General features: G+C 66.8%; 22 protein-coding genes and 5 pseudogenes. 18 read left to right on the forward strand and 9 right to left on the reverse strand.

Going from position 1 to position 26,908, the window contains the following annotated elements:
* Nucleotides 1–245 precede the first annotated feature (245 nt).
* From IE198_RS36975 to IE198_RS32490, 3 genes and pseudogenes are all read right to left on the reverse strand, one after another.
* Nucleotides 246–1,348, reverse strand: a pseudogene (locus IE198_RS36975) (IS630 family transposase).
* Nucleotides 1,349–1,432: 84 nt separating this feature from the next.
* The gene (locus IE198_RS32485) at nucleotides 1,433–2,542 is read right to left on the reverse strand and encodes a hypothetical protein (RefSeq protein ID WP_189893186.1); all 1,110 of its coding nucleotides are present in this window, start codon (nucleotides 2,540–2,542) and stop codon (nucleotides 1,433–1,435) included.
* A gap of 32 nt (nucleotides 2,543–2,574) precedes the next feature.
* The gene (locus IE198_RS32490; protein ID WP_189893189.1) at nucleotides 2,575–3,933 is read right to left on the reverse strand and encodes an FAD-dependent oxidoreductase; all 1,359 of its coding nucleotides are present in this window, start codon (nucleotides 3,931–3,933) and stop codon (nucleotides 2,575–2,577) included.
* A gap of 1,167 nt (nucleotides 3,934–5,100) precedes the next feature.
* On the opposite strand from IE198_RS32490, the gene IE198_RS32495 reads away from it, so the two are divergent.
* Nucleotides 5,101–6,303, forward strand: coding sequence for an IS110 family RNA-guided transposase (locus IE198_RS32495; protein WP_189893191.1), 1,203 nt, complete (start codon nucleotides 5,101–5,103; stop codon nucleotides 6,301–6,303).
* A gap of 23 nt (nucleotides 6,304–6,326) precedes the next feature.
* Here IE198_RS32495 and IE198_RS32500 read toward each other — a convergent pair.
* Nucleotides 6,327–6,634, reverse strand: a pseudogene (locus IE198_RS32500) (transposase); the annotation flags it as partial.
* 354 nt (nucleotides 6,635–6,988) lie between these two features.
* Here IE198_RS32500 and IE198_RS32505 point away from each other — a divergent pair.
* From IE198_RS32505 to IE198_RS32550, 10 genes are all read left to right on the forward strand, one after another.
* A complete protein-coding gene (locus IE198_RS32505; RefSeq protein WP_189893196.1) occupies nucleotides 6,989–7,498 on the forward strand; it encodes a PhzA/PhzB family protein in 510 nt (169 codons plus the stop codon).
* Nucleotides 7,499–7,545: 47 nt separating this feature from the next.
* On the forward strand, nucleotides 7,546–8,712 hold the full coding sequence (locus IE198_RS32510; RefSeq protein ID WP_189893198.1) for a 3-deoxy-7-phosphoheptulonate synthase: 1,167 nt from the start codon (nucleotides 7,546–7,548) through the stop codon (nucleotides 8,710–8,712).
* Nucleotides 8,713–8,736: 24 nt separating this feature from the next.
* A complete protein-coding gene (locus IE198_RS32515) occupies nucleotides 8,737–9,360 on the forward strand; it encodes an isochorismatase family protein (RefSeq protein WP_189893200.1) in 624 nt (207 codons plus the stop codon).
* Entirely contained in the window at nucleotides 9,357–11,222 is a 1,866-nt protein-coding gene (locus tag IE198_RS32520; RefSeq protein WP_189893202.1) for an anthranilate synthase family protein, read from the forward strand. The genes IE198_RS32515 and IE198_RS32520 overlap by 4 nt, the downstream gene beginning before the upstream one ends.
* Complete coding sequence (locus tag IE198_RS32525; RefSeq protein WP_189893204.1) at nucleotides 11,219–11,572, forward strand: hypothetical protein; 354 nt, start codon at nucleotides 11,219–11,221, stop codon at nucleotides 11,570–11,572. Before IE198_RS32520 ends, IE198_RS32525 begins: the two co-directional genes overlap by 4 nt.
* Before the next feature lie 11 nt (nucleotides 11,573–11,583).
* A complete protein-coding gene (locus IE198_RS32530; RefSeq protein ID WP_308426896.1) occupies nucleotides 11,584–12,405 on the forward strand; it encodes a PhzF family phenazine biosynthesis isomerase in 822 nt (273 codons plus the stop codon).
* Nucleotides 12,406–12,418: 13 nt separating this feature from the next.
* Nucleotides 12,419–13,057, forward strand: coding sequence for a phenazine biosynthesis FMN-dependent oxidase PhzG (gene phzG, locus IE198_RS32535; protein ID WP_189893206.1), 639 nt, complete (start codon nucleotides 12,419–12,421; stop codon nucleotides 13,055–13,057).
* A gap of 106 nt (nucleotides 13,058–13,163) precedes the next feature.
* Nucleotides 13,164–14,264: a phenazine antibiotic biosynthesis protein gene (locus IE198_RS32540; protein ID WP_189893207.1), complete on the forward strand. Its 1,101-nt coding sequence runs from the start codon at nucleotides 13,164–13,166 to the stop codon at nucleotides 14,262–14,264.
* The gene (locus IE198_RS32545; RefSeq protein ID WP_189893208.1) at nucleotides 14,264–15,628 is read left to right on the forward strand and encodes an aldehyde dehydrogenase family protein; all 1,365 of its coding nucleotides are present in this window, start codon (nucleotides 14,264–14,266) and stop codon (nucleotides 15,626–15,628) included. Before IE198_RS32540 ends, IE198_RS32545 begins: the two co-directional genes overlap by 1 nt.
* A gap of 114 nt (nucleotides 15,629–15,742) precedes the next feature.
* Nucleotides 15,743–17,257, forward strand: a complete 1,515-nt coding sequence (locus IE198_RS32550) for a GMC family oxidoreductase (RefSeq protein ID WP_189893209.1) — start codon at nucleotides 15,743–15,745, stop codon at nucleotides 17,255–17,257.
* Nucleotides 17,258–17,290: 33 nt separating this feature from the next.
* Here IE198_RS32550 and IE198_RS32555 read toward each other — a convergent pair whose 3' ends face one another.
* Entirely contained in the window at nucleotides 17,291–18,523 is a 1,233-nt protein-coding gene (locus IE198_RS32555) for an IS701 family transposase (protein WP_189893250.1), read from the reverse strand.
* 167 nt (nucleotides 18,524–18,690) lie between these two features.
* Here IE198_RS32555 and IE198_RS32560 point away from each other — a divergent pair, with 167 nt between their 5' ends.
* Nucleotides 18,691–19,095 (forward strand): putative type II toxin-antitoxin system PemK/MazF family toxin, encoded by a 405-nt coding sequence (locus IE198_RS32560; protein ID WP_189893210.1) that lies wholly within the window; start codon nucleotides 18,691–18,693, stop codon nucleotides 19,093–19,095.
* Nucleotides 19,096–19,556: 461 nt separating this feature from the next.
* On the opposite strand, the gene IE198_RS32565 is transcribed toward IE198_RS32560, so the two are convergent.
* A complete protein-coding gene (locus IE198_RS32565) occupies nucleotides 19,557–20,240 on the reverse strand; it encodes an Lrp/AsnC family transcriptional regulator (protein WP_229834706.1) in 684 nt (227 codons plus the stop codon).
* Between the two features lie 195 nt (nucleotides 20,241–20,435).
* Nucleotides 20,436–20,579, reverse strand: a pseudogene (locus IE198_RS35865) (Lrp/AsnC family transcriptional regulator); the annotation flags it as partial.
* 175 nt (nucleotides 20,580–20,754) lie between these two features.
* Here IE198_RS35865 and IE198_RS32570 point away from each other — a divergent pair.
* Complete coding sequence (locus tag IE198_RS32570; RefSeq protein ID WP_189893214.1) at nucleotides 20,755–21,075, forward strand: hypothetical protein; 321 nt, start codon at nucleotides 20,755–20,757, stop codon at nucleotides 21,073–21,075.
* Between the two features lie 207 nt (nucleotides 21,076–21,282).
* Here IE198_RS32570 and IE198_RS32575 read toward each other — a convergent pair.
* Nucleotides 21,283–21,381 (reverse strand): annotated as a pseudogene (locus tag IE198_RS32575) (IS5/IS1182 family transposase); the annotation flags it as partial.
* A 27-nt stretch (nucleotides 21,382–21,408) separates the two neighbouring features.
* On the opposite strand from IE198_RS32575, the gene IE198_RS32580 reads away from it, so the two are divergent.
* A complete protein-coding gene (locus IE198_RS32580; RefSeq protein ID WP_189893216.1) occupies nucleotides 21,409–21,594 on the forward strand; it encodes a KOW motif-containing protein in 186 nt (61 codons plus the stop codon).
* A 260-nt stretch (nucleotides 21,595–21,854) separates the two neighbouring features.
* Here IE198_RS32580 and IE198_RS32585 read toward each other — a convergent pair whose 3' ends face one another.
* On the reverse strand, nucleotides 21,855–22,040 hold the full coding sequence (locus IE198_RS32585; protein WP_189893218.1) for a hypothetical protein: 186 nt from the start codon (nucleotides 22,038–22,040) through the stop codon (nucleotides 21,855–21,857).
* Nucleotides 22,041–22,659: 619 nt separating this feature from the next.
* Here IE198_RS32585 and IE198_RS36840 point away from each other — a divergent pair.
* From IE198_RS36840 to IE198_RS32600, 4 genes and pseudogenes are all read left to right on the forward strand, one after another.
* A pseudogene (locus IE198_RS36840) lies at nucleotides 22,660–22,914 on the forward strand (DUF6183 family protein); the annotation flags it as partial.
* Between the two features lie 68 nt (nucleotides 22,915–22,982).
* The gene (locus tag IE198_RS36845; RefSeq protein ID WP_506417288.1) at nucleotides 22,983–23,582 is read left to right on the forward strand and encodes a DUF6183 family protein; all 600 of its coding nucleotides are present in this window, start codon (nucleotides 22,983–22,985) and stop codon (nucleotides 23,580–23,582) included.
* A gap of 113 nt (nucleotides 23,583–23,695) precedes the next feature.
* Nucleotides 23,696–26,140, forward strand: coding sequence for a HelD family protein (locus IE198_RS32595; RefSeq protein ID WP_189893222.1), 2,445 nt, complete (start codon nucleotides 23,696–23,698; stop codon nucleotides 26,138–26,140).
* 447 nt (nucleotides 26,141–26,587) lie between these two features.
* Nucleotides 26,588–26,881 carry a hypothetical protein gene (locus IE198_RS32600; protein WP_189893224.1) on the forward strand — a complete coding sequence of 98 codons (294 nt, stop codon included), beginning with the start codon at nucleotides 26,588–26,590 and terminating at the stop codon, nucleotides 26,879–26,881.
* Nucleotides 26,882–26,908: the final 27 nt, after the last annotated feature.

Genomic DNA, 26,908 nt, shown 5'->3' on the forward strand with positions numbered 1-26,908 from the left:
CCACCCGACCGGTAGAAGACGAGCGGGCCTTGATTATTCAGTGAATCTTCGAGTTTTTCACAAATAGTCAAGTTATCTACTCTGAGGCCGAGCTCCGACCCCTCGTTCCTGCACCTCACCGCCGCTTCCTTGGCTGAACTCGACGGGAGTTCAGCCAAAGAAGCTCGCCGTGAGGTACGGCGAGCGTCGCGCCTGATGCATTCACGGCCGCGCCCAAACCTCCTGAAGCAGCATGCAGATACTACTCAGGTTGAATCCTTGATGTCCGGTGTCTCGATCAGGCCGTGGAGGTCCAGGCCGGTGGGTGGCAGGCAGCCCGTGATCAAGTGCGGCCGGTACTGGACCTTCTTCAGCTTCCGTTTTATGACGCGGGTCAGGTGCCCGAGGTCGGCGGCAGCGAAGTCGGCCAGGGCCCGTTTGAGCAGGCTCCAGATACCTTCCTGCGGGTTGATCTCCGGTGCGTACGGCGGCAGGTGGAAGATGACCAGCCAGTCCTTGTGCTCCTCGGCGAAGTCGAAGAGCTCCTGCTGCAGGTGCACGCTCAGGTTGTCCCAGACCCACACCACGGGAGTGCCGAGCTGCAGGTGCACCATGCGGATGAAGTCCCGGTAGTCGCGCCAGGCGAAGGTCTTCGGCTCACCCCTGCGTCCGCGGTGGACGTGCAGCTTGAAGAACATCCGTGGCCGGTGACCGGACTTGAAACACACGGCGCCGGCGATGTTGACCCGGCCGCCGCGCCGGCCGGCCACCCGCACCACAGGTCTGGCCCCGCGTGGCGCTCAGGTCCGGCCCTTCGGCGGGATCAGCGACTGGCCGCTTTCGTCCGCGAAGCAGATGTGGCCGCCCAGGTCGTGCGCGGTACTTTTACCCGCGGCCACACCTCGGCCTTCCACACCTCGATCGCCGCCTCGTCCCTTCCAGCGCCCGCCGGACCGGCACCTGACGGCCCCAGCCGTGCCGCTTGAGCAGCCGCCACACGCCCTGGACCGTGTAGCCGACGTGGAACAACCGGCCGATCAGCAGCTTCACCCGCTTCAGCGTCCAGCCCTGCTCCTCGTCGTCGAAGCCGTGCGCCAGCGGCCCCCGCTTCAGCTCAGCCTTCAACCGCTGCCACTGCTGCGGGGACAGCTTCTCCACCGCCATCGGCCCCGCCGATGCCAACGCTCCGGCACCGCCCTGCCGCCAGGCCGCCCACCACCGGCGCACCGACCGCTCCGTCACCCGCAATTCCGCCGCGATCTGCGCCGTGCCCGCCCCGGCCTCGAACCGCTTCGCGGCCTCCAGCCGCACGGCCTCCCGCTTCACCTGCTCGAGGAGGCATCAGCCCGCCCCCTTGCGCGTACCGCATGAAGACGTCGTACCGCAGGGATCACGACCCGTCACCACAGCCTGGACATCACGGATTCAACCTGAGTAGCGGCACACCGGCGGTTCATGCGACGGCCGCTGCCGGATTGCTTCCGGTACCCGCCTTGACGGTGTCATCCTGCGGGGAAGTTCGGACCGTCGCAAAGTTGAACGCCTTGTCGCGAATGGTGATCGTCCACGAGAGTCCAGACCTCTCGCCCACGGTAAGCCCCAACACGATGAGCGGCATATGCCACTCGTACTTCACGAGCGTGCCTTGGTCCGCATGGGCGTCCGAGCCGTCGTGCGCCGATACATTGCCGTAGTTGTTGACGGCAAAGACGTCGGGCGTGGCAATCATCTTCCCGATTCTGGCCTGGCCGGCTTCAATGAAGTCTTCTCGCCGCTCGACGCGAGACAGCAGGTCCATCTGCCGCTGCTCCTCGGCGCGATAGTAGTCACGGATCTGGATTCCCGTGCTTTGCGCGATTACGCTTCGCGGCACCGTCAGAAACTGAAGCGAGTTGCCAAGGGGCAGCTTCGGCGAGTAAAGACTGTTCTTGAGGACGAACATGTTTGCGCTGTCGCGGTCAAGGAAATCCGCCCTCATTTTTTCCAAAAAGGGGCCGATCTTGACCGGCGAGTCAGAGCCTTCGGTGAACGTGACGGGGAGTTCTTTGCTCGCATCGGAGGGCGAAGTCTCAGCGGCCGGCAAGAAGTCTGCCAGCTCATCAGCCCGGATCCCCAGCTCTGCGAGGCCTTGGGCGATCTGGAAGCCGTCCTGCCGAGTCTTCAGGGTCCTCATCAGCGCCTGGTGGAATCGGAAAGTCTTGTATCCGTCTTGCAGCGGAAACGGCACGCACGTAAAGATGCCCTGCAGGTGCGGGTCGGAGCGGTACGTGACGGAAGCGAGCAGAAAGCCGTCGTAGTAGCTTTCGTACTTTTCCGCAAGGAGTCCTTGGAAGGACGAGAGGGGGAAATCTTCAGGAGTGTCGAAGGTCAGCTCCACCAGATGGCACTTGGAGAAGAGCGGATTCCCCCGAAAGAAGTGCGTCATGGCCTCCTCGAACTCGGTGAGATCGAAGGCCCTGTCAACCTTGTACGTTGAGAGCGCCGGAAAGAACTGTGACGCATCAATGAACGGGAACGTGGTCAGGGAGAGCCGAAGGACTTTGTCGGCGATGGAGAGGGGCATTTGGTTACCTCCATTAACTGGTGCGTGCCGGATTAACTGGTGTGTGCCGGGAAGCGCCTCCGGCGATTTCCCGTCAAAACGCGCCACATGATGCCCGGGGTGCACAATGTTGTCGGCGGTTCAAGCAAGTACTGGACTTTCAGGAATTTCTCGGTCACGACCATGTCCGTTTCGGCTGCGGCGAGCACCTTGTCCATGTAGGAGTTGATGAGCCGCACGGGAAGTGGCCTCGGGCCTTCGATCTGAGGTAGGGCCAGGTCACTGCCGGTCGCCATCTTCCAGGCGACGCCGATGGGTTTGGCGGCCTTGCGGAAGAATCGTTGGCCGACCTGATCCAGGTCACCGCTCAGCGAGCCACGCAGCGCCATCGCCTGGAGCGAGGCCACCGTCATCCCCTGGGCGTAGATGGGGTTGAAGCTGGATATCGCATCGCCCACCACCAGCAGCCTGCGCGGGAATCGGGTCAGCTTCTCATAGCGACGGCGCACGCTTGCCGGGAACCGGTGCGCGGAAATCTCGCTGAGCGGCTCAGCGTCGCGGATCGCCGCGAAGACGTGTTCGGGAACCAACGGCCTGGCGAACTCCACCCACCCGGCCGGGTCGGTCGGCGGATGGTGGTGGCGGTAACCGATCAGCGTCAGAACCCAGCGCCCGTCCTCTTCCTCCAGGAATTCCGCGCCCTTGGGGCTCCCCGGTGCGTGCCCGATGATCACGACCTTCTCACGACCCATCGAACCAGGGGCCGGCCGCAGATACCGGCTGGTGTACATGATGTCGACGTCGATACGCTCCTCGAGCGGCGGCTCGTATCCCATCTCGACCAGCCACTTGGTGGTCCGTCCAGACCGGCCGGTCGCGTCCACCACCAGATCGGCGGGGATCACATCCTCAGAGCCGCTGCCCACGTACCTGACACGCGCACCGGTGACAGCACCATTGTCCGAGGTGGTCTCGAGGCCGGTGACCTGGCACTCGTCGATGAGCTTGATCTTCGCAAGATCCCCGATCCGGGCGCGGAGCCGACTCTCCAAATGCGGCCGGCTCGGCTGGTAGGTGCGGGACAGATCGGCGTACTCGCCGTCCATGCACAACAAGTGCCCGCCCAAGCTCATCCGCAGCTCGGCAGGTCCGTCGATGACGGGCGCGCCACCGGCAACGAAGTCGTCGAGTATCCCGGGGAACAGCTCCTCGAAGATCTTCGCACCCTTGGAGAGCAGGCCATGAGCGTGGCGGCCCTGCGGCACCCCTCGCCGCTGAGTCCGCTGCCCCTCCGGCAGCTGGTCACGCTCTACCACCGTTACCCGGTCGAATGCCTCGGAGAGCACCCGGGCGGCAAGTAGACCCGAGATACTCGCTCCCAGCACCACCGCATGTTCACCGATACGCTTCACTGGAATTCCTTCTGGTTGGGCAAGTGTCTTGTGTGCGGTATGTCATGCAAGATATGGGTGATCGCGGCCGATGCTCGGGCGATAGTTTCCCGAATCCTTCGATATGGAAATCATCGAGGTGTGCGGTGCGCAGCGCACCGCGAACATAAGTGCCCCATAGGTTTGGCCACCGCACGTGGCGCCGTATTGGCTTGTTCGTTCCATCGAGCGCGGCTCGCGTGGCCGAAATTCACGTCGGATGCGAGGCTTCAGCGCGCGCCGACGGCCAGGCCGGCGGCACGGGTCCGGGCACCGGTGCCGGTCCGGAGCTCCGGGCTGCCGGTAGTAGTAGTAGTAGTAGTCGTAGTCGCGGGCGTCCCTCATACAGGGGATAGGAGTGCAGGCCGGCGGGCGGGCCGACTCCCGGACGGTCGACTGGCCGCCGCCCTGAGCCCCGATCGGTGGATCGGGGCTCAGGCCTCGTGACACGATCATGGTGTCGGCTTGTTGATCCTTCGCCAGTAGATGAGGGCGCATGCGAGTGAGGCGTGGAGGTCGAGGCGTCGTTCCCAGCGGGTGGCGAGGCGCTTGAACTGGTGGAGCGGGGCGAAGGTCCGCTCGATGACGTAGCGGAGCTTGCCGAGGCCGCGGATGTAGGGCTCGCCTCGACGGAAGATGACAGGCAGGACCCGACGCCGGGTCAGCTCGCGTCGGACGTGCCGACTGTCGTCAGCCTTATCACCGGGAAGGGACTCGGGCCGCTTGCGTGGCCGACCCGGTCGGCCAGCCGCGGACGGGACGCCGTCGACCAGGGCGAGTGCCTGGGTGATGTCGGGGCGTTGCCGCCGGTCGTGATCACTTTCAGCGGCGTGCCGCTGCCGTCGCGGATCAGGTGGTGTTCGCTGCCCGACTTGCCGCGATCGACCGGCGACGGATCAACCCCGGCACCCCCGTTACCTTCTTCGTGGCCTCGCAATGAGGCTCCCGGCCTTCGGCCCTGGTATGACTTGAGCCCCCAGTCGAGATGATCGAAAAGGTGGTGTCGCCGGTGCCGGAGGCATTGGCAGACCGCTGATTAGAGGCACGAGCCAGGCCCTAACCGGGTGAGGCAGTCTCTTCTTAACGTGGATGCCGGCACGCTGATGCCGCAGGTGAGGCCGGGAACAGGCGAGGGCGGGAGCAACGGTCGTGACGGACGAAACTGACATCGGCGTCTATCTGGGGCTGGATGTTGGCAAGGGTGAACATCACGCCACCGCCGTCAATCGCGCTGGGAAGAAGGTCTTAGACAAGCCGCTGCCCAACAGCGAGCCGACGCTGCGGGAGCTGTTCGACAAGCTCCGGGCCAAGCACGGGACTGTGCTGATGGTCGTCGACCAGCCGGCTTCCATCGGAGCTCTGCCCCTGGCAGTTGCCCGGGATGCAGGCTGCCAGGTCGCCTACCTGCCCGGGCTGACTATGCGGCGGATCGCCGATCTTTACCCTGGTGAGGCCAAGACCGACGCTCGTGACGCGTTCGTCATCGCGGACGCCGCCAGAGCGATGCCCCACACCCTGCGGACGATCGATCCCGCCGATGAGACGGTCGCCGAGCTCGCGATGATCGCGGGCTTCGACGACGACCTGGCGGGCGAGTCCACCCGGATCGCCAACCGGCTCCGGAGCCTGCTCACCCAGATCCATCCGTCGCTCGAGCGTGCCCTGGGCCCGCGCATCCAGCACCCGGCCGTGCTCAGATTGCTGGAGCAGTTCGGCTCACCAGCCCAGATCCGCAAAGCCGGAAGACGGCGGCTGGTCACCCTGATACGTCCGAAGGCACCGCGGATGGCCGAGCGGCTGGTCGAGGACATCTTCACCGCACTCGACGAACAGACCGTCGTCGTTCCGGGCACCGACGCGGCCGCGCTGATCGTCCCCAGCCTCGCCAGCTCTCTCCAGTCCGTTCTTGACCAGCGAAAACTCCTCGCCGCAAAGATCGAAGAACTTCTGGAGGCCCACCCTCTTTCCCAGGTCCTGATCTCGATGCCCGGCATCGGGATCAGGACCGCGGCTCGCATCCTCATCGATGTCGGCGACGGCAGCGGCTTCGCCACCGCCGGGCACCTCGCTGCTTACGCCGGCCTGGCACCCGTGACCCGAAACTCCGGATCGTCCATCCGCGGCGAACACCCGTCCAGACGCGGCAACAAACAACTCAAACGGGCCTTCTACCTCGCCGCGTTCGCCTCACTCTCCCAGCCCGAGTCACGCGCCTACTACGACCGCAAACGCCGCGAGGGGAAACACCACATCGCCGCCCTCATCGCACTGGCACGACACCGCATCGACGTCCTCTTCGCCATGCTCCGAGACGGCACCTTCTACCAACCACCCACACCGGCTACGGCTTGACGAAAGCCATAGAGGCACGTTTTCGCCCGCACGTGGGAGGAGTCCACGCAGGCGCGCGTCCAGTCGATCCGCCGGGCCGCGTTCAACTCCGCGAGCAGTACCCGGTGGACCTGGTCGAACACTCCCGCTTCCGTCCAGCGGCACAGCCGGCGCCAGCAGGTCTGCCCCGAGCCGAAGCCCAGTTCAGGCGGCAACTGCCACGTGATGCCCGTGAACAGCACGAACAGGATCCCCTGCAGGCACAGCCGGTCGTCCACCGGCCGCAGTCCCGGGAGCGCTCCGGCCACGGCAGGACCGGCTCGATCAGCGCCCACAGCTGGTCATCGACCATCCACGGTGCACTCACACCACCACAACGGACGAATCGTCACACCGGACACGGCCCACCAGCCCACAGCCACAAGATCGTGTTACGAGTGCTCAGGCAGAGTCGCGCCCGCCATGGAGCAGATCCTTCAGACGGTGATACCGGCTGGAATTTTTCGGCCAGACAGCGGTGAGCGGCTTCCCGAACCAGCCAGGGTATGAACAAGATTCCGCCTACCCGCCGTGCGCGGGAGGGGGATTCAAAAGAAATCTCATGAACCAATTCATGATTGTGCTCTTTCGGCGTCGTCATGACTCGTTGGGTCTACCCTTGTGCGCGCGGTGATCCCGCTTTACTTCGGCACTACAGGAAGAGCCAATGGTCGACATCACCGGCACCGCTGAAACCACCGATACGTTGTCGAGGTCCCGCGGCGACGCGGAACTGCGAGCGAGCAACCGTGCGATCGTGGAGCAGTACATGAATACCCGCGGGGAGGATCGCCTGCGTCGGCACCTTCTGTTCACCGAAGACGGCACCGGTGGTCTCTGGACGACCGAAACTGGGCAGCCGATCGTCATCACGGGCAGAGACCGACTGGGTGACCACGGCCAATGGTCGCTCAAGTGCTTCCCCGACTGGGCCTGGACGAACATCGAGATCTTCGACACGCAGGACCCCAACCAGTTTTGGGTCGAATGCGACGGCGAGGGAACGATCCGCTTCCCCGACTATCCCGACGGCCACTACCGCAATCACTTCCTGCACTCCTTCCTGTTCGAGAACGGGAAGATCAAGTGCCAGCGCGAGTTCATGAACCCCTGCCAGCAGTTCAGGGCTCTGGGCATCGCCGTCCCTCAGGTCAAGCGGGCCGACATACCGACCTGAACGCCGTTCGCCGGGCGTCTTCTTATCAATCAATGGAGAAGGTCGTTATGGGAAACATCCTTGCCGACATCGATAGGGCCCAGGCGCGCCATCAGCCCGAATGGGACAATCCCTCACAGGTCGAGCTCGTACGAGCGATGCTGTCATCCGTCACACCGCTGGTGACCGCGGCGCAGGTAGAGAACCTCCGCTCCCACCTGGCCCGCGTCGCCACCGGCGAGATGCAGGTGCTACAGGCCGGGGATTGTGCGGAAGACCCAGCCGAGTGCACCGCTGGGCACATTCAAGGCAAGACCGGGCTCATCGATCTGCTCGCCCAGAACCTGGAGAGCGCCACCGGCAAGCAGACGCTGCGGGTCGGGCGGATCGCAGGGCAGTTCTCCAAGCCCCGCTCCAGCCAGGTCGAAAATCTCGGCGATGACGAACTGCCGTCCTTCTTCGGGCACATGATCAACGGGCCGGCGCCCACCCACGAGAGCAGGCGTCCCGATCCACTGCGCATGCTCACGGCCTACATGGCGGCGCGGGAGATCACGACGCAGCTCGGGTGGGTCGGGTCAGCACCTCGGCTTGACGGGCCTGTTGTCTGGACCAGCCATGAAGCGCTGCTTCTGGACTATGAGATATCGATGCTCCGAGAGCTCGACGTCGGTCGGCACTTGCTCGGCTCCACCCACTGGCCGTGGATCGGCGAGCGGACCCGGCAGATCGACGGCCCGCACGTCGCACTGCTCGCCCAGGTGTCCAACCCGGTCGCCTGCAAGGTCGGCCCGTCAATGACCGCCGACGAGATCGTCGAGCTGTGCGACCGGTTGGACTCGGAGCGGGAGCCGGGCCGGCTTTCACTCATCGTGCGCATGGGCGCCGACCTCGTCGCTGACAGGCTGCCCCGGCTCGTCGAGGCTGTGCAGTCGGCCGGGCACCCGGTGGTCTGGCTCAGCGACCCGATGCACGGGAACACCGATTGCGCGGCTGACGGCACCAAATACCGGCTCGTGGAAACCGTCGCCCGCGAAGTCCGCGGCTTCCGGCGGGTCCTGGACCTGGCGGGGGTTCCGGCCGGGGGGCTTCACCTCGAGGCGACCCCCGACGACGTGACCGAGTGCGTGCTGGACACGGCCGAGCTGGGGTCGGGCCCCGTCACCAGCTTGTGTGATCCGCGACTCAACACCCCCCAGGCCATCAAGGTGGTCTCGGCGTGGTCCGAGTACTGAGATTCCTAGAGAGGGAGCCTTGTGATGACGGGAATACCGCCGATCGCGCCTTACAGACTGCCGCCGAGGCATGCGCTGCCGGAAAACACCGTGCGCTGGACCGTCGACCCGGATCGGGCGGTGCTCCTCATCCACGACATGCAGAGCTATTTCCTCAAGCCCTTTGAGGACGGCATGCGCAGCGAATTGGTGAGTAACATCGCCGACCTCAAGAAGCGCTGCGGAGCGCTGGGGGTGCCGGTGGCCTACACCGCCCAGCCCGGCGGGATGACGGACCGGCAGCGTGGGCTCCTGAAGGACTTCTGGGGCCCCGGCATGCGCACTGACGAGACCGAACGCGCGGTCGTTCCCGAAATCGAACCCGACGCGGACGACTGGGTGAGCACGAAATGGCGCTACAGTGCGTTCTTCGGGTCGGAGCTGCTGCAGCGCATGCGCGCGCTACAGCGTGACCAGTTGATCATTTGCGGCGTCTACGCGCACATCGGTGTGCTGTCGACCGCTTTGGAGGCGTTCTCCAACGACATCCAGCCCTTCCTGGTCGCCGACGCGCTCGGCGACTTCTCCGAAGACCGCCACAAGATGACCCTCGAATACGCGGCACGGTGCTGCGCCATGGTGGTCCGAACCGAGGACGTGCTCGCATGAGCGTCTTGCTTGAGCAAGTTCTCGCGCTGGAACTACCCGCCTTCGCGATCATCCACCGTCCCGAAAGCGGCTCCCTGGGCACGCTGGACATCCTGACCGGCCAGGTGACCGAGTACAAGTCGCTGGACGACATCCCGTTGGCCGACGACTCCGGGCCGGGTCCCGCGCTCGACACGCTGGTGCTGGTCCCCTACCGGCAACTGGCCGATCGCGGCTTCGCCGCGCGGGACGACGCCACGCCCCTGCTCGCGATGAGCCTCACCGCTCGCGACACGGTGCCGGTCGCCGAAGCGCTCGCCGGCTTCCCGCAGGTCCCGACGGAATTGGCCGACGGACACTTCGACGTGGACGACGACGCCTATGCGCAGATGGTGCGCCAGATCGTCACCGAGGAGATCGGCACCGGCCAGGGCGCCAACTTCGTGATGAAGCGCTCGTTCGTCGCCGACATCGGCGACTACTCGCTGACCAGCGCCCTGTCGTTCTTCCGGCGGCTGTTGGAGCGCGAGGAGAAGGCCTACTGGACCTTCATCATCCACACCGGCCGCAACACTCTCGTCGGTGCGACACCGGAGCGCCACGTCTCGCTCGCCGGCGGCACGGCCGTCATGAACCCGATCAGCGGCACGTACCGGTATCCGTCCGGCGGCCCAACCTTGCAGGGTGTCATGGAGTTCCTCGCCGACACCAAGGAGACGGACGAGCTCTACATGGTCCTCGACGAGGAACTGAAGATGATGGCCCGGCTGTGCGATGACGGCGGGCGCGTCCACGGGCCGTACCTGAAGGAAATGGCGCGGCTGGCGCACACCGAATACCTGATCGAGGGCAGGACCAACCGCGATGTGCGCGAGGTCCTGCACGAGACGATGTTCGCCCCGACCGTCACCGGGAGCCCGCTGGAGAGCGCCGCCAAGGTCATCTCGCGCTACGAACCGAAAGGACGCGGCTACTACAGCGGGGTCGCCGCGCTGATCGGACGGGACGCGGCCGGAAAGCAGACACTTGACTCGGCGATCTTGATCCGGACGGCCGACATCGATCCCGGCGGCCGGATGAACATTTCCGTGGGGGCCACACTGGTGCGCCACTCCGACCCGATGGCTGAGGCCGCCGAGACCCACATCAAGCAGGCGACCCTGCTCAACGCGCTCAAGTCCGACCGCTCATCCGGCTACGCGGCCAACCCGGAGGTCCGCGCCGCCCTGGAGCGCCGCAACGAGGGGATCGCGGACTTCTGGCTCCGGGACAAGGATGACCGCCCGTCGGCCGGGGCCTCGCTGGACGGCATGACGGCACTGGTCGTGGACGCGGAGGACACCTTCACCGCGATGCTCGACCAGCAGTTGCGGTCACTGGGGTTGTCCGTGGAGGTCCGCCGCTTCGACGAGCCGTACGACGTGGCGGCCTACGACCTGACGGTCTTCGGTCCCGGTCCGGGAGATCCGCGGATGACCTCCCACCCCAAGATCGCCAAGCTGCGGCAGTCGATCGACACCGCGCTGGCCAGTCGCCGGCCGATGCTGGCCGTGTGCCTGAGCCATCAGGTGCTCAGCACGAAGCTCGGCTTCGAGCTGCACCGCCGCGAGGTACCCAACCAGGGCGTACAGCGTGAGATCGAACTGTTCGGCGTGCCCGAACGAGTGGGCTTCTACAACACGTTCGCCGCGCACAGCGCGGTGAGCGAGCGAACCGTCGAAGGGATCGGCGTGGTCGAGGTGAGCCGAGACCAGGAGACCGGCGAGGTGAACGCGCTACGCGGGCCGGGCTTCGCCTCGATGCAGTTCCACGCCGAGTCGGTGCTCACCGTCGACGGCCCGCGCATCATCAGAGAGGCGATACAGGGGGTGCTCGGCCGATGAGAGTGGATGTCGTCTGGTGGGACCTGGCCAGGTCCCACCAGACCGTCGAATCCCTGGAGAAGGATCTTCGTGACGGCTCCGTCGAGCCGTGGCACGAGGTCAAGGGACTGCAGCTGAAGCTGTGGATCGCCGACCGTGAACGCGGCCGTTGGGGCGCGGTCATGTGGTGGGACTCGGACGTTCCGGCAGATCAGCAGCTGCCCCCCAACCGGGCGGCCGAGCTGATCGGGTACGCACCCGACCACCGCGCCAGCTTCGACGTCGCAGCGGTGGCCGAGGGGATCGACTCGCGCGGCCTCGCCTTCTCCGCCGGGCCCTCGGTACCGGCACAAGCCCTGGAGCGCCGGTAATGCACCGATACATGGTCGTAGACGCTTTTGCCAGCGAGCCCCTGCTGGGCAACCCCGTCGCCGTCTTCTTCGACAGCGAGGATCTGACCGGTGAGACGATGCAACGCATCGCGAAGGAGATGAACCTCTCCGAGGTCACCTTCGTGCTGCCGGCCGAGCAGGACGGCGACGCGCGGATCAGGATCTTCACCCCTGTGAACGAACTGCCGTTCGCCGGGCACCCGATGCTCGGTACAGCCTTCGCGCTCGGTCGGACCTGGGGACGCGACAGGCTGCTGCTGGAGACCGCGATGGGTGCCATCCCGTTCGAGCTGGGCACCCGCGACGGCGCCGCGTGGGTCCAGATGGAGCAGCCGGTTCCCAGTTCGAAGCCCTACGCTCTCGCCACGGAGCTCCTGGCCGCACTCGGGGTCGGGTCATCGACGGCCCCGGTCGAGATCTACCACAACGGGCCGCGTCACGTTTTCGTGGGGTTGAGCGACGTCGAGGCGCTTTCCGCTCTCCACCCGGATCACCGCGCCCTCTCGCGCTTCCCCGACATGGCCGCCAACTGCTTCGCCAAGGCGGACGGGGGTTGGCGGACGCGGATGTTCTCCCCCGCCTACGGCGTGGTCGAGGACGCGGCGACCGGTTCCGCTGCCGGGCCTCTCGCGATTCACCTGGCCAGACACGGGTTCGCCGAGTACGGGCAGGAGATCAAAATTACCCAGGGCGTGGAAATGGGACGCCCGTCGGTCATGAGGGCGACCGCCGAGGGGGTCGGCGAGTCAGTCAGCTCGGTCCACGTCGGCGGGCACGCGGTCATGGTTGCCGAGGGAACAATCAATGTCTAGTGGGGGGCCTTTCATGGACGCAAGTGGATACGAGTCCCTCAGCGGGAAGGTCGACCTCCCCTTCCCCGAGTACGACAAGCCGCCGGCGGAGCCTCTCCAGCTGGTGCGCAGCTGGCTTTCCCAGGCACGGGAAATCGGAGTCCGCGAGCCCACTGCGCTGGCGCTGGCCACTGCGGACTCCCGCGGCCGCGCCTCCAACCGGGTGGTCGCCATCATCGATGTCACTGACCTCGGTCTGGTGTTCAGCAGCCACAGCTGCAGCCAGAAAGGACGTGAAATCGCTGCTACGGAGTGGGCGTCGGGATTGCTGTACTGGAGAGAGACCGGTCAGCAGATCATCGTCTCCGGTCCGGTCGAGCTGCTGCCCGACGCCGAGTCGGACGCCCTGTGGTCCGCCCGGCCGATTCCTTTGCACGCCATGTCGACGGTCACCGAGCAGAGCGAGCCGCTGGAGGACGTCGAGGCTCTGCGCGCCAGGGCACGCAGCCTGGAACTGACCGGGGAGCCCCAGCCACGGCCGGAGTTCTTCGTCGGCTACCGGCTGCAGCCCGACGTCGTCGAATTCTGGTCCGCGAGCTCGGACCGGCTGCACCGCAGGCTGCGCTATGACCGCGACTCGCTCGAGTGGCGTACGAGCCGGCTGCAACCGTAGTTCCCGCTCCTTCGACAAACCCTCCTGGCGCTCACCGCCTTTCACGGCTTCGGCGGCATCGTCGTCGTGCCCGGACACACCCGCCCCTTTCCATGAGGAAGAGACAATGCCGCTTACCGCAGACCAGATCCTGGATCTTCCGTTCGACGTCCAGCCCGATCCGGACGAGTTCATCCGCGCCGCCATGGAGTGGCACTTCAATCCCGAGACCGGCTGCAAGTTCTGGCTGGACCGAGCCGCTACTCTCGGCTTCGATCCGCGAGCCGATGTCAAGACGCACGAGGACCTCCGGCTCTTCCCGAACGTGGCCGCGGAGCTTCGTGACGTCCGTGGCGAGGACCTGATTCCCAGGGGATACGGAAATCAGCCCGACGTGGTCGGGTTCTTCGAAAGCGGCGGCACCACCGGCGCTCCGAAGCGGGTCGTTCTGATGCGGGACTGGCTTGACCGCATGGTGAGCTGGAGCAACGCGAACCTGGACCGCCACGGTGTGCCGCGCGCAGAGAACTGGCTGGGAGTCATCCCGACCGGGCCGCACGTCGTGGGCACCCTGTTCCGGCATCACGCCGTGACGCACGGCCGCCACGGCTTCACGATCGACCTCGATCCGCGCTGGGTGAAGCGGCTCGTCGCCGACGGTCAGTTCGGGCAGGTCGACGCCTACGCCCAGCACCTCATCGACCAGGCCGCCGACGTCCTGCGGACGCAGGACATCGGCCTGCTCACCATCACACCCCCGCTGCTGGAACGGCTGGCCAGGGACGAGAAGCTGGTCGCCCTGGTGAACGAGCGGGTGAAGTGCATCAGGTGGGGAGGCACTCAGATGGACGCCGACTCCCGGCACCTTTTCAAGACCGAGGTGTTCCCCGAGGTCGCGCTGTGCGGCGAGTACGGAAGCACGATGATCATCGGGGTCGCGGGCGAGCGCGCCGGGATCTCCGTCGACGATCCGTGTGTCTTCGACTCGTTCTCCCCCTACGTGACCTTCACGGTCGTCGCTCCGAAGAGCCTCGAGCCGGTGTCCTACGGAGAGCGGGGCCGGGTGCTGGTCAACCACGTCAGCAAGTCCTTCCTGCTGCCCAGCAACCTGGAACGTGACGTCGCCACTCGGATTCCTCAGGTGAACGGCTTGGTCGGGGACTCGGTCGCCGACATCTCCACGGTCGCGGTCTTCGAGGACGAGGACGTCATCGAGGGGGTTTACTGATGATCGACCTGCCCGCGCTCGGTGCAACGGGTGCCTACCGCTCCAGGAACATACAGACGGTCACCGATGTGGCAGGCACTGCCCTCGCGGAACTGAGCCTCGTGCCGCCGTTGTATGTCAACCGCACCATGGCGGCGCTGCGCCGGAGCAGCATCATGCCGGCCGACGAACGGGCCGACGCGATGATCCGTGCGGCCAAGCTCTTCGCGACCGCGACGATCGACGGCCTGACCGTTGAGGAGTACCAACACGCTGTCAGCAGGGTCGGTGGCGTCCCGATCTCCTCCGTCGTCACGGCGACCACGACGGTCGCCGAGCGGGTGGCGAAGGCTCATGCGAGCGTCCAGTACGCGCGCCCGCGGGGGGCGGTCGACAACTGGCGTGATCCGCTGACGCGGACCGGGCGTTCGGTGTGGACACGGCGCGGAAACGTGTTCGCCGTGCACGCCGCGGGCAACCACCCCGGCACCCACAGCATCTGGCCGGAGGCACTGGCGCTGGGCTACCGCGTCGCGGTCCGCCCGTCGAGCCGCGATCCCTTCACCCCGCACCGGCTCGTGGCGGCACTGCGGAGCGCGGGATTCGCCGACGACCAGGTGGTGCTCCTGCCCACCGACCACGCCGGTGCCGACGCCATCCTGCACGGCGCCGACCTGGGGATGGTGTACGGCGGCGAAGAGGTGACCCGCAAGTACTGCGAGGCCGCGACGGTGCTGCCGCAGGGGCCGGGTCGGTCGAAGATCCTCATCACGGCCGACGTGGACTGGCGCGACCACCTGGACGTGATCGTCTCCTCCGTGAGCGGCCACGGCGGGACCGGATGCGTGAACACGACAGCCATCTTCGTGGAGGGCGACCCGACTCCGCTCGCCGAGGCGGTCGCGGCGCGGTTGTCCGCCGCGACCCCCTTGCCGCCCGAGGATGACAAGGCCGTACTCCCCGTACAGCCGGTCGCGGTCGCCAAGGCGATCGAAAGGCACCTGCTCAAGAAGGCGGCCGGCGCCCGGCTCTGGCTCGGCGGCGACGGCGTCGTGGGCGAACTCGGGGACGGAAGCGCCGCGCTGCTGCCCGCCGTCTTCCAACTCGACGATCCGGCCGCTCCGCAGGCAGGGGTGGAACTGCCGTTCCCGTGCGTGTGGTTCGCGCCGTGGACACCCGAGGCCGGCACGGAACCGCTGAAGAACACGCTCGTACTCAACGCGATGACCCACGACACCCAGCTCATCGACCGCCTGCTCGGCGAGCCGACCATCAGCAACCTGTACCTGGGAAGCCAGCACACCCACTGGATGGATCCCTCGGTACCGCACGATGGCTACCTGGCCGACTTCCTCATGCGGAACAAGGGTGTCATCCGGAACTGAGAGTGGTTCTGGCAACGCTCACGTTCGCACCGTGAGCGCGGTTCCGATGTCGCGCGCGGCGGCTCGCCACCGGGACGCTCCCTCCAACTCCAACGAGATCGAAAGGGTCCTACCTTGTCCCACTCCGTCGAACCGGCCGACGTCCTGATCGTCGGCGGCGGATCGGCCGGCGCAGTGCTCGCCGCGCGCCTGAGCGAGAACCCCGCCCGGCGCGTCGTGCTGCTCGAGGCCGGGCCGGACTACGGCCCCACCCAGTTCCCCGACGCGCTGCTCGACGCCAACCGGATCGCCGATCTCGATCACGACTGGGGATACACCTCGCGGGGCGGGCGACTGAGCCCCTCGATGGTCGCCCTGCGCGGCAAGGTGATGGGCGGGAGTTCCGCCGTCAACGCCGGCGCCGCCCTCCGCGCCCGCGCCCGCGACTTCGCCCGCTGGGCCGAGAACGGGCTCGACGACTGGAGCTTCGCCGACGTCCTGCCGTACTTCCGCGCCCTGGAAAACACCCCCACCGGCGAGGACGAGTTTCACGGGCGAAGCGGGCCGATGCCCGTGCGCCAACTGACCGACTCCGAGCTGACCTGCGCGCATCGTGGCTTCATCGACGCCGCAGTCGCCCTTGGCCACAAGCGGATCACCGACTTCAACGGTGCCGAGCAGGACGGCGTCGGAGCCTTCGCGGTCAACGTCCTCGATGGGATCCGACAGAACACCGCACTGGTCTACCTCACCGCTGAGGTGCGCGCTCGCCCGAATCTCACGGTGCACGGTGCCGTCACCGTCGACCGGGTGCTGTTCCGCGGTGGCAGTGCGACCGGAGTGGTCACCGCCGACGGGACCGTGCTCAATGCCGACGAGGTGATCCTCTCTGCCGGGACCTACGGAAGCGCGGCGATCCTGCTGCGCTCCGGCGTCGGCCCCGCCGGCGAAGTGGCGTCGCTCGGCATCGAGCCCCTCGCCGACCTACCCGTCGGACAACACCTGCAAGACCACCCTTTCTGCCCCGCGGTCTATGCACTCGCCCCGGGGCGAGGGGAGATGGCTCCGGCCCTCGGCGCACTGCTGTGGACCGCCTCCAGCGAGGCCGCGGACGGTGAACTCGACCTGAACGTCGTCGCCGTGCATCCCAACGGGGCTCCGTTCATGCCCGCCGGCGGCGTCATCGCCCTGTCCACGGCTCTCGTGCTCCCCGAGGCGCAGGGCACGGTGCGCCTCGCCAGCCGCGATCCGCTTGCCCAACCCTTGATCGACCACAACTACCTCGGCACCGAGCGCGACCGCCGACGCATGCTCGAAGGCGTACGAATCGCCCGTGATCTGGCCCGTGACCCGGCACTCGCGCCGTCGCTCGCCGGGCTTCTGATGCCGCGCGAACTGCCCGACGGCGCCGAGGAACTGACGCGGGTGATCGAATCCAGCCTCTCCATCTACGGTCACCCCTCCTCCACCGCCCCCATGGGTGCCGCCGACTCGCCTCAGGCCGTCGTCGACTCCCGCGGAGCCGTGCACGGAATCGCCGCCCTGCGTGTCGTGGACGCCTCGATCATCCCGTACGTGCCCTCCAGCGTCACCAACCTCACCACGATCATGATCGCCGAACGCATCGCCCACCTCGTCTACAACCACTGATGACCCTAGTACTCCAGCCGTAGATCGTGATCTTCATGCCTGAGTGGCTTGTCGACGGTAGTGGCTGGCCTGGGATCGGGCCTGGTGGCGGCGCCGCCAGTCGGACCAACCGAGCCGGTGGGCGGCATCGTGGACAGGTCGGACAACGAGTGTGATGAACAGGCGCTGGATCTCGTTGCAGGTGAGCGGAATGAGGGCATCGGGTGCGGGGCGGGTGTGCTCGTCTGCGCGTACGACGGCGAGGAAGGCGTGCGCGAGCATGGCGAGGGTGACCCAGCGGGACCAGGAGGCATAGCGGCGGACCTGATGCTCGTCGAGTGCGGCCAGGCCCTTGACCGACTGGAAGAACTCCTCCACCCGCCATCTTGATCCAGCGACTCTGACCAGCACGGTCAGCGGCACGGGTGCGCGCGAGTAGCAGCGGTAGTAGGCGAGTTCGCCGGTGCTGCGGTTACGGCGGATCAGCAGCTGACGACTCCCGGGTCGGGGGTCGGCGAGGTCGATAACTGCCCAGTCGTAGAAACGGCGGCCCTTGGCCCCGACCCCTGCGGAGAGCTTCTGCCAGGCCCGCTTGCGCACCTTCTTGGCCAGGGTGTCCGCACGGAACCTCCCCGCCCCGGTGGTGACTTCGTGCGAGCAGGCCACCGCGAGGACGTAGCCGGTGCCGCGTTCCTCCAGTGCGGTTCGCAGCCTGGGGTTGCCGCCGTAGACCTCGTCGCCGGCGACCCATGCGGCCTGGTGGCCGGCGTCCAGGAACCGGGCAACCATACGAGTGGCCAGTTCCGGCTTGGTGGCGAAGGCGGTGTCCTGGTCGAGTCCGGCATCCCGGCAGCGGTCAGGGTCGGAGGTCCATGAACGCGGGACGTACAGTTCCCGGTCCACTGCCGCGTGCCCGCGCCGGCCGGCGTAGACCAGGTAGAGGGCGACCTGGGCATTTTCGATCCTGCCCGCGGTGCCGGTGTACTGGCGCTGGACGCCGACCGTGTCGGTGCCCTTCTTCACGTCCCCGGTCTCGTCGACCACCAGTACCGCCTGGTCGTCGTGCAGGTGGTCCACCACGTAGTCACACACATCGTCGCGGACCCGGTCGGCGTCCCACTTGGCCCGCCCCAACAGGTGCTGCATGCCGTCCGGAGTGGTCTCGCCAGCCCATTCGGCGATGGTCCAGCAGTTCTTGCGCGGCAGGTCCGACAGCAGTCCGAGCACCAACTTCCGGACCCGGCACCGGGGTTCGACCCGTGTGAACCGTCCCGCTATCCGGCTCATCAGGCCCTCGAACGCCTCCTGCCAGCGGGCAGGGTCTACGCTGTGACCTGCGGCCACCGCGTGATCGTTTGTCTTCACACACCGATGATCAACGGGTGGCCGCACCCGTCTCCACAGCGCGTCGGGGTCGCGCAGCGTCCGCCCGCCGTCCTGTGTCAGGAGGACATGTGCAACGTGGCGAAGTCTGGTGGGTGGAGTTCGACGAGCGGCGGCCGGTCGTGCTGCTGTCGGGAGACGACGCGTCCGGGATCCGGGTGATGCAGGTCGTCGCTCGGGCGGGTGTCGACATCACCGGTCTGGGCGTCGAAGTGGCAGTAGGCGCCGTGGAAGGACTGCCCTTTGAAGGCGTGCTTCGGTTCGCGTTGCCGCGTCCGGGCTTTACCCCTTGCACGTGGCTGACCACCGTGTCCCGGGACGACCTGATCGAGCGAGCGGACGTTCTGTCCTCCACGAAACTCAGCGAGATTGAGAACGCCCTCCGTCTCGGTGAGCAGGCGAAGGAGTGGACCCCGGCGACGACCGAGAAGCTCAGCGAGATAAGGAACGCCCTCCGTCTCGGTGGACTCGAGTAGTCGGGTAGGCGGAGAAGGAACGGACGCCCGCGACGGCGTGGTCGGTCTCGTCCAGATGATCGACGCTGCCAGCTGCCTCCTCGGCGCCCCTCACGATCGAGATCACGAACTACGGCTGGAGTACTAGGCTGCCGAGAGACCGGCCACTCACCTTGATGATTCCGGGGCCGAGCCCCGGGCCCCGCGTTCATGCACGTCACCGCCGCTTCCCCTGGCTGAACTCGGCGGGAGTTCAGCCAGGGGAAGCTCGGCTCGGGGCGCGGCGAGCGCCGCATCCGACGGGTGCGGTGGTTCGGCGCACTTCACGCAGGCCAGGCCACGTCATCAGACCTCCGGTCGAGGAAACGAGGCTCACGCTACGGATCTGCGGGAGCCGGGGGTGTGATTCCCCCGGGCCACCCGACATTTCGCACGCTGGTGAAACCCTGGACTGATCGACTGATGGAGGTTCCGAACCCGCGTCAGGCCGAATTGCTACGTCTGGGGCTGCTATGCAGGAACGGACTGCAGGTTTTCAGAGTCCTCTGGACAGGACTTGTTTCGAGCATGCGGATGGAGTCCAGCGCGCTGAGCCTATCGGCCAGGTAGTCATGCAGCTCACTGGGACTCTTGCACAAGACGAGGGCCACCAGGTTGGTTGGGCCGGTGGTAGAGGCCAGGAAAGCTAGTTCCCTGTGTTGGATCAGGGTGCGCGCTACCTGGTTCAGGTGCGCGGGGGCGACAGACATCCACAGCAGGGCTTGCGTGGTGATGCCGTATACCTCCGCACTGATCTCGACGTCGAAGGTGAGCATGCCGCTGGCCTGCAAAGCAGCGAGTCGGCGCGTAATGGTCGAGGAAGACTGGCCGGTCTCGGCGGCGAGGTCTGTGTAGCTGATGCGGCCGTTATTCTGCAACGCGGCCAGCAGGTGCCAGTCCGCCTGGGTCAGGGATGAGCGGAGCTTGGGCTCGTCAGCGTCATCTGACGAGTCGAGTGCTCGGCGTAGTTGTTCCTGCTGCTCGTTGGTGAGAGCGGTGGTGTGCCCCTGCCATGCGGTGGGACCGCCTAAATAGGTATGCAGCAGGCGGTGAGCCGACACCTCGGCGATGTTGGCCACACGAGGGATCTCGCGGAACAGCAGCGTATGGTGCGCCGCGGAGTTCATGACGAAGCATATTTCGGTTCCCCCGGACACGAGCCGCACCCAGGTGGTGTCGTCCCGCCGAGCCAGGCTGTACGCGACACTCTGAGCGGTGTTCGGGCTGGCCGTGAGCCTCAGAATCCACTTCCCATCTGACGGTTGCCGCGGGTTCACCACCCCGACAACGCGAAGCGACAGCTCGCTGCTCAGCCGCCCGTAGCGACGGGCGACTGTTTGCGTGGAGACGCCCAGAACCTCGGCGATCCGGCTGAACGGCGCCCGACCGTCGATACGCAGGGCATGAATGATACAGTGGTCTAATCCATCGACTGCGGGGACCGTTGGCTCAGAACACTCGCCCACTGGCCGTCTAGGGCCATGGACGCTCAGCAAGGCTTGCTCAGCAAGGTGTGCGGCACTACTTTCCCCCGGATAGCCTAGGACAGGACCTCGTCAATGGACTTGGCTGTCGGCGACGGCTTTTTCATCACCAGGGCCCCGGCGAGTTCCGTTCCATGGTGATGGTCAGCCAGTTCTCGTGATCGGTCATGCTTTGCCGGACTTGGCGCGGGCATGGGGTCACAATCGTGGTTTAAGGAATACGTGTTCGGTATCGCCGGCCTCGGACGCGAGACCCAGCGACCTGGCGGCCCGTCAACAGCTGCACGGGTCCGCCGAATACCGGCATCACGTCCTGGATGACACCTTCGAGGAGGAGCGCCGCCAGGCCCGCACTGTACGCCTGCCTGAGAACCTCTTCACCCTGCACGACCTGGCATTCCAGGCGGTCAAGGCCGACCGATTCGGCAATATCGCATGCAGCCGCTGCCACTACACCAGCCCCCCGACCAGCTCCTGAACCACTACGGACCATGACCATCACCACGAAGTGGTGATGAATAGGTCAAGAGGAACCACTAGGTCCAATCTTCGGACAAGTATACATGTTCTCGCTCTTCGTGGATACGGCGGTCCGCCACAGGGCCCCCGTGGCAGGGCCCCAGGGAGTGAGCCAAAGATCCATGTCAGCGATTACACAATCAACTGCGGTGAGGCGGTCATGACCACCTGTCGGCACTAACAGACCGGTCCGCTCGGTGATCAAGTGGATCTTCGAGCCGTACTTGCCCCGGTCGACAGGATTCGGACCTGTCGGGTCCCCCTTTTGAGGGCCAGTTGGGGTGAGGCGATATTGCCGGACGAGGCGAACATTCAGATCGGTGATGCCGTACGGGTCGCGGGCGGTCCGTACGCCGACTTCATGGGAGCGGTCCGAGGCATCGACCTCGGCCGGCGTCGCGTGCAGTTGACCGTGGACATTCTCGGCGATGCGAGCACCATCGACGTTCCGTTGTCAGATGTCGTGAGGGCTGTCTGAAATCCGACTGATCCGCCGGTCTGGCCTGGTGGTTGCGATGACGCCAGCCCAGTCCCGCCGCTGCCCGTGCCGTTGGACGCCATCAGGCAGGGCGGCTTCGGTTGGCACCTGGTGCAGGACCTGTCGAAAGAGGTGCACGTCCACGTACACCCTGCCGGGAAGACAGCGACAGCAGTCGCTCCGCCTCGGACAGCACGATCTCCACGGCAGAAGGACCCGGATGCGACATGGCAACAAGGTACTGACCAACACTCAGAATTTCAGGCGCATGACACTACAAACCGCCAAACGGGCGGGCGGCCTCCGGCCCGAAGGCCGGGGGCGACCCGTTCCTCCAGGCCGCGCACGCGGATCCTGATCAGCGTGGTGTCGTCGACTTCGATCAGCCCCGCGTTGCGCAACGCGGCGACGAGGCGCGCGAACGCGGTCGCATCCAGACGCCTCATGACCTGCCACCACACCGACGCATCGGGCGAGTCCTTCCTTCCGTACGTCAGAAGACACTGGGGCCAGGGCATCCGAGACCAGCAGGACGACGTCCCCCTCCTTGAGGCGACCGCGTGTCCGCCGGATCTGCCGGCTGAGGACGGGTGAGCCACCGGAGTGATTCGTGACGAGGTCCGGGCGGCTGCCGAAGAGCGAGGGGTTTTCCAGGGGAAATGCGGAGAGCAACTCGTCGTGGCGCAGATGGAACAGGCAGGTGTCACCGATGGCCACCGCGCCGTAGCTCAACTCCTCAGTGGCACGATGCAGCGTAAGTCCGAGAAGCGTCGCGGCAGCCGGTCTCTGCTGCGCCTCTGCGTCCTGCACCCACCACGGTGCCGGTTGGCTGCCTGTGCTTCTTGCGGAGCTCCTCCTCCCCGTGCCACTGGGCGCAGCGCTGCACCACCCAGCTGCGTACCGCCTCGGGCTCGGGCCGTGGCGGTACGCCGATGTAGGCACCGGCAAGCAGGCGCGCCCAGCTGCCGGCCCGGTAGGCGGCACTCGCTCCGTCGCACAGTGCGAAGACCCAGCCGTCACCGCTGACCGCCGCGATGTCCTGGCACTCGGACGGGTAGCGCCGACCTGGCCGAGCTCCTGTACGACCGCATGGAGCGGGACAAGCTCGATGAGCTACGCGCGTGCCTGTTCCACGAACTGCTCCTGCGGGGCGTAGACACGGAGGACTTTCGGCCGCTTCGCAGCTGGCCATTGGTACGGCCCAGCGGGCACACGCTGTCGTGGCTCCCGGTGGACCTCCGCCCGTTCGAGACCGGCTCCCCCTTCCCCAGCCGGTCGATCAACGGCGGCGCGGGCGGAGCGTGGACGGGACTCACCGCCGAGGGCCGCCTGGACCCGCCGACGCCCCCACCGAACGCTCGCCGCTCCACGACATCGCGACCGTCGAGGTGCACGAGACCATCGTCGCGGCGCCCAGCGCCGGCGACTTCGGTCACTTCGGGGCATGGGTCTTCGCCCTGGACTCGCCAGTGGATCCGGCCCTCGTCCCCACCCTGGTGCCCACCTTGCCCATGGCGTGCGTGGAGGGACTCGGCCCCTCCACCCGCTTCGAGATCGCACGCCGCCCGCTGACGGACATCTGGCAGATCCTCTTCAGCACCGCGTCGATGGGCGGCACGTACGGCCGGGGGCCCAGGGCGCGTTCGGCCGACGGGCGACCTGGTGGTCGCTGGCGGGGCTCGGCGGCGCCCCTCTCGGCGCGAGCGCCGAACTCGGCGGTGGCCCAGTTGTCGAGGACCCAGCCCTGGTGGATGGAGCAGCGGCGCTGGCCGTTCGCGAGCTGCGGCACGGTGCCGGCCGCGCGCAGCTCGTCGGACAGGCGCCAGGGGCCGGCGGCGTCGATGCGGCGCGGCGTGCGGGAGTCGTCGAGGACCAGGACGCCGTCGGTGTCGCTCTTGCCGCCCCGGCAGACCTGGACCAGGCGCACCGAGCCGGTGCGCAGCAGCGGCAGGACGAGGCGGAAGCCTCAGCTATTTGCGCTTTTCTGACCTGCAGTGATGTGGTCCGGCTGACGTGCTGAGCATGAACAAGACTGTTTCTTCAGGAATCTTTGCCGCACTCTTGGCAGGCCTCAGAACAGCAACAAAAAGGGCAGGCATCGGTGACACCACAAGACCGGGCGCTCCGTAGCGAGATCAAGCGCGAGCAGGAATACGTGTCGGTGCTCTACCGGCGCGTCGACGGGCTGCGGGAGGAAACGACGGTGCGGCTGGCCGAGGTGCTACGAGGGAGCGGGGGGACGCCGCAGGCCCGTACCGAGCGGGACGCCGCATACGGTCGGTTGTCCGATCAGCTGGCCCGTTTGGATGCGGCGGAGAACGGGCTGTGTTTCGGGCGTCTGGATCTGCGCGGCGGCGGGCTGCATTACATCGGCCGGGTCGGGCTGCCGGCGGAGTCGGCCGAGGGCGATCCGTTGCTGGTGGACTGGCGTGCCCCGGCCGCCCGGCCCTTCTATGTGGCGACCGCCGCCGCCCCTTTGGGCGTACACCGGCGGCGCCACATCGTGACCCGCGGGAGACGGGTGGTGGAGCTGGATGATGAGGTTCTCGATGGGGAAGCGGACGTCGGCGGGGAAGGTCTGGCTGGTGAGGCTGCACTGCTGGCGGCGGTGAACGCCGGGCGCAGCGGACGGATGCACGACATCGTCGCGACCCTCCAGGCCGAGCAAGACGCCATCATCCGCTCCGACCACCGAGGGGTGCTGGTGGTGCAGGGCGGGCCCGGCACCGGCAAGACCGCTGTCGCTCTGCACCGCGCCGCCTACCTGCTCTACAACCGACCGCGCCTTGCGGCACAGGGTGTGCTGGTCGTCGGCCCGACCGCCACCTTCCTCACCTACATCGGGCAGGTGCTGCCCGGACTGGGCGAGAGCAGCGTGCTGCTTTCGACGGTCGCTGAGCTGTTCCCCGGCGTTACCGCGGAACGTGCGGAGTCGGCAGCCGCGGCTGAGGTCAAGGGCAGGGCGGTGATGGCCGAGGTGATCGCCGAGGCCGTGCGAGCCAAACAGGTGCCGCACGGCACCGACCTCCTCATCGGATTCGACACCGGCACCCTGCGCCTGGGCCGGGACACCTGCGTGCGGGCGGCCGAGCGAGCCCGCGCCACCGGCCTGCCGCACAACCAGGCGCGGCAGGTCTTTGCCCGCGAGATCACCGGCCATCTCGCCCGAAGCCTCGCCGAACAGACCCGGCAGCTCGCCGACCGCCTGGAGGACGAGATCGCCGACGTACTGGCCGAAGCGGATGTCGACCGCGCCGTCCAGAGCGACCTGGCGAGCCTGGAGGTCGCACTGGAGAACACCACTGCGACGGGAGTACGAGACGTCCTGGACGGGGCAGACATCAAGGACCTGCACCGCGAGCTGAGCACCGACCCGGGTGTGCGGGTGGCGCTCGACGCGCTGTGGCCCCAACTGACACCGCAGCGGCTGCTGGAGGAGTTGTTCGCCGACCCTGCCCGGCTCGCCCGAACCGCCCCCCGGCTGAGCGACGCCGAACGGTCCTTGCTGGTGCGAGCGCCCGGTGGCTGGAGCCCGGCCGATGTGCCGCTGCTGGATGAGGCCGCAGAGTTGTTAGGCATCGACGAACATGGCACCCGGGCGCAGTCAGCGCGGTGGCGCGCCCAGGAGGTTGCCTACGCCCAGGGAGTTCTGGATATCGCCGCCGGCTCCCAGTCCGCCGCGGATGGCGCAACGGGTGAGGTGCTGACGGCTGGTGACCTCCTCGATGCGGACCGACTCGCGGAACGTCACCGGCAGGTGGACCACGCCACGGTTGCCGAACGGGCTGCCGCCGACCGCGCCTGGACCTTCGGGCACGTGATCGTGGACGAGGCCCAGGAACTGTCGCAGATGGCCTGGCGCCTGCTGATGCGCCGCTGTCCCAGCCGCTCGATGACCGTCGTCGGTGACGTGGCACAGACCAGCGACGCGGCCGGCACCACTTCCTGGGACCGGGTACTCCACCCCTACGTCGGTACCCGGTGGCGCCTGACCCGGCTGTCCGTCAACTACCGGACACCCGCCGAGATCATGGACGCCACCACTGACCTCCTTACCGAACTCGACCCCGGCACAGAACCACCCACCTCCGTACGCAAGACCGGCATGCCCCCCTGGCGTTTGGGCACCCCAGCACAGGCACTGCCCACTGTGCTGGCCGAACACGCCCGGCGGGAAGTCTCAGTGCTGGGCGACGGACGACTCGCGGTGATCGTCCCCGATGCCCGGACCGCCGAACTGGCCGCCGCGGTCGCCTCCGCTCTCCCCGAAGCGACATCCGGCCCACACCCCGACCTGACCGCCCGAGCAGTGGTGCTGGGCGTCGGACAGACCAAGGGCCTGGAATTCGACTCGGTAATCATCGCCGACCCCGCGGGGATCCTGACCGCCTCACCGCGCGGGCGAAACGACCTGTATGTGGCGATGACCCGCGCCACCCAGCGACTCGGCATCCTGCACACCGGCATGCCGCCCACCGAAATCGTCCGCACCACGCACGAACTGGCGCCTGAGTCACGCACCATGACCAGACCTGCCAGTCTGTAGATCGTCCACAACCTCAGCGAAGCGGCATCATTCCGCAACATCCGATAGCCGCACTTACCAATATTGAGGTAGTCGAGTGAGTCGACGAATCAGGTTGGCGAGGGTGTCCCTGCGGAGCTCGCGGTGTTCCTCCGGGGTGCTGTCGACGGCCGCCCGGTGAAGATCGCTCCTTCAGTCTGCGGAGGTTGCAGTGGCCGGGTGTTCTTCGTGCTGGTCAACGCGTCCGGGGCGGAGCGGGAGTGTTCTGGCTGCGGCAGCCGTGCGTTCGGAGCCAGCTCCGTTCGTGGCAGGATGACGTCATGTTGATCAGAAAGGGCGATGCCGCGTAGGCGCCCGAAGGTCGTCCGCGCTGAGCGATGGCGGCCTCGCAGACCTGTTGTAGTTCGGCAGATCCGTGGCGTTTCGGCGAGGACGCGTGCGGCTGTCCGCCGTGTCGAAGATGAGCGGATGTGGGCTGACGCAGTTGCGGACGCACTCGCCCGTTTCGAGTGGGCGTTCAAGCAACCCGGCCGTTATCTGAACGCGTCCCAGGTCTGGCAGCCCGGACTGGAGGTGGAGTATGCCCGCGACGATCTGGAGGAGGCCATGCTTCACCTCCCTCGCGGTGCCCGGCGTGATATCGGCCGACAGATTGCCCGCATCGACGACGAGTTCGAGCGTCGCACTCTGCCGCCGGACCCTGGTCCAGTGAGCGAACGGACGGTGGGCGGCTGGTGGTGGTCAAGGATCCGCGAGCGCTGAACCGAAGAGCATGACCGGGCGGCGTGC

The organism is Streptomyces xantholiticus (assembly GCF_014651015.1).
In the GTDB taxonomy this organism is placed as follows: Bacteria; Actinomycetota; Actinomycetes; order Streptomycetales; family Streptomycetaceae; genus Streptomyces; species Streptomyces xantholiticus.

Coding starts and splice junctions, on each gene's coding strand:
- IE198_RS32485 (WP_189893186.1), bottom strand. CDS start 2,542: ATGCCCCTCTCCATCGCCGACAAAGTCCTTCGGCTCTCCCTGACCACG.
- IE198_RS32505 (WP_189893196.1), top strand. CDS start 6,989: ATGGTCGACATCACCGGCACCGCTGAAACCACCGATACGTTGTCGAGG.
- IE198_RS32510 (WP_189893198.1), top strand. CDS start 7,546: ATGGGAAACATCCTTGCCGACATCGATAGGGCCCAGGCGCGCCATCAG.
- IE198_RS32515 (WP_189893200.1), top strand. CDS start 8,737: ATGACGGGAATACCGCCGATCGCGCCTTACAGACTGCCGCCGAGGCAT.
- IE198_RS32520 (WP_189893202.1), top strand. CDS start 9,357: ATGAGCGTCTTGCTTGAGCAAGTTCTCGCGCTGGAACTACCCGCCTTC.
- IE198_RS32525 (WP_189893204.1), top strand. CDS start 11,219: ATGAGAGTGGATGTCGTCTGGTGGGACCTGGCCAGGTCCCACCAGACC.
- IE198_RS32530 (WP_308426896.1), top strand. CDS start 11,584: ATGGTCGTAGACGCTTTTGCCAGCGAGCCCCTGCTGGGCAACCCCGTC.
- phzG (WP_189893206.1), top strand. CDS start 12,419: ATGGACGCAAGTGGATACGAGTCCCTCAGCGGGAAGGTCGACCTCCCC.
- IE198_RS32540 (WP_189893207.1), top strand. CDS start 13,164: ATGCCGCTTACCGCAGACCAGATCCTGGATCTTCCGTTCGACGTCCAG.
- IE198_RS32545 (WP_189893208.1), top strand. CDS start 14,264: ATGATCGACCTGCCCGCGCTCGGTGCAACGGGTGCCTACCGCTCCAGG.
- IE198_RS32555 (WP_189893250.1), bottom strand. CDS start 18,523: ATGAGCCGGATAGCGGGACGGTTCACACGGGTCGAACCCCGGTGCCGG.
- IE198_RS32565 (WP_229834706.1), bottom strand. CDS start 20,240: ATGAACTCCGCGGCGCACCATACGCTGCTGTTCCGCGAGATCCCTCGT.
- IE198_RS32585 (WP_189893218.1), bottom strand. CDS start 22,040: ATGAGGCGTCTGGATGCGACCGCGTTCGCGCGCCTCGTCGCCGCGTTG.
- IE198_RS32600 (WP_189893224.1), top strand. CDS start 26,588: ATGTGGGCTGACGCAGTTGCGGACGCACTCGCCCGTTTCGAGTGGGCG.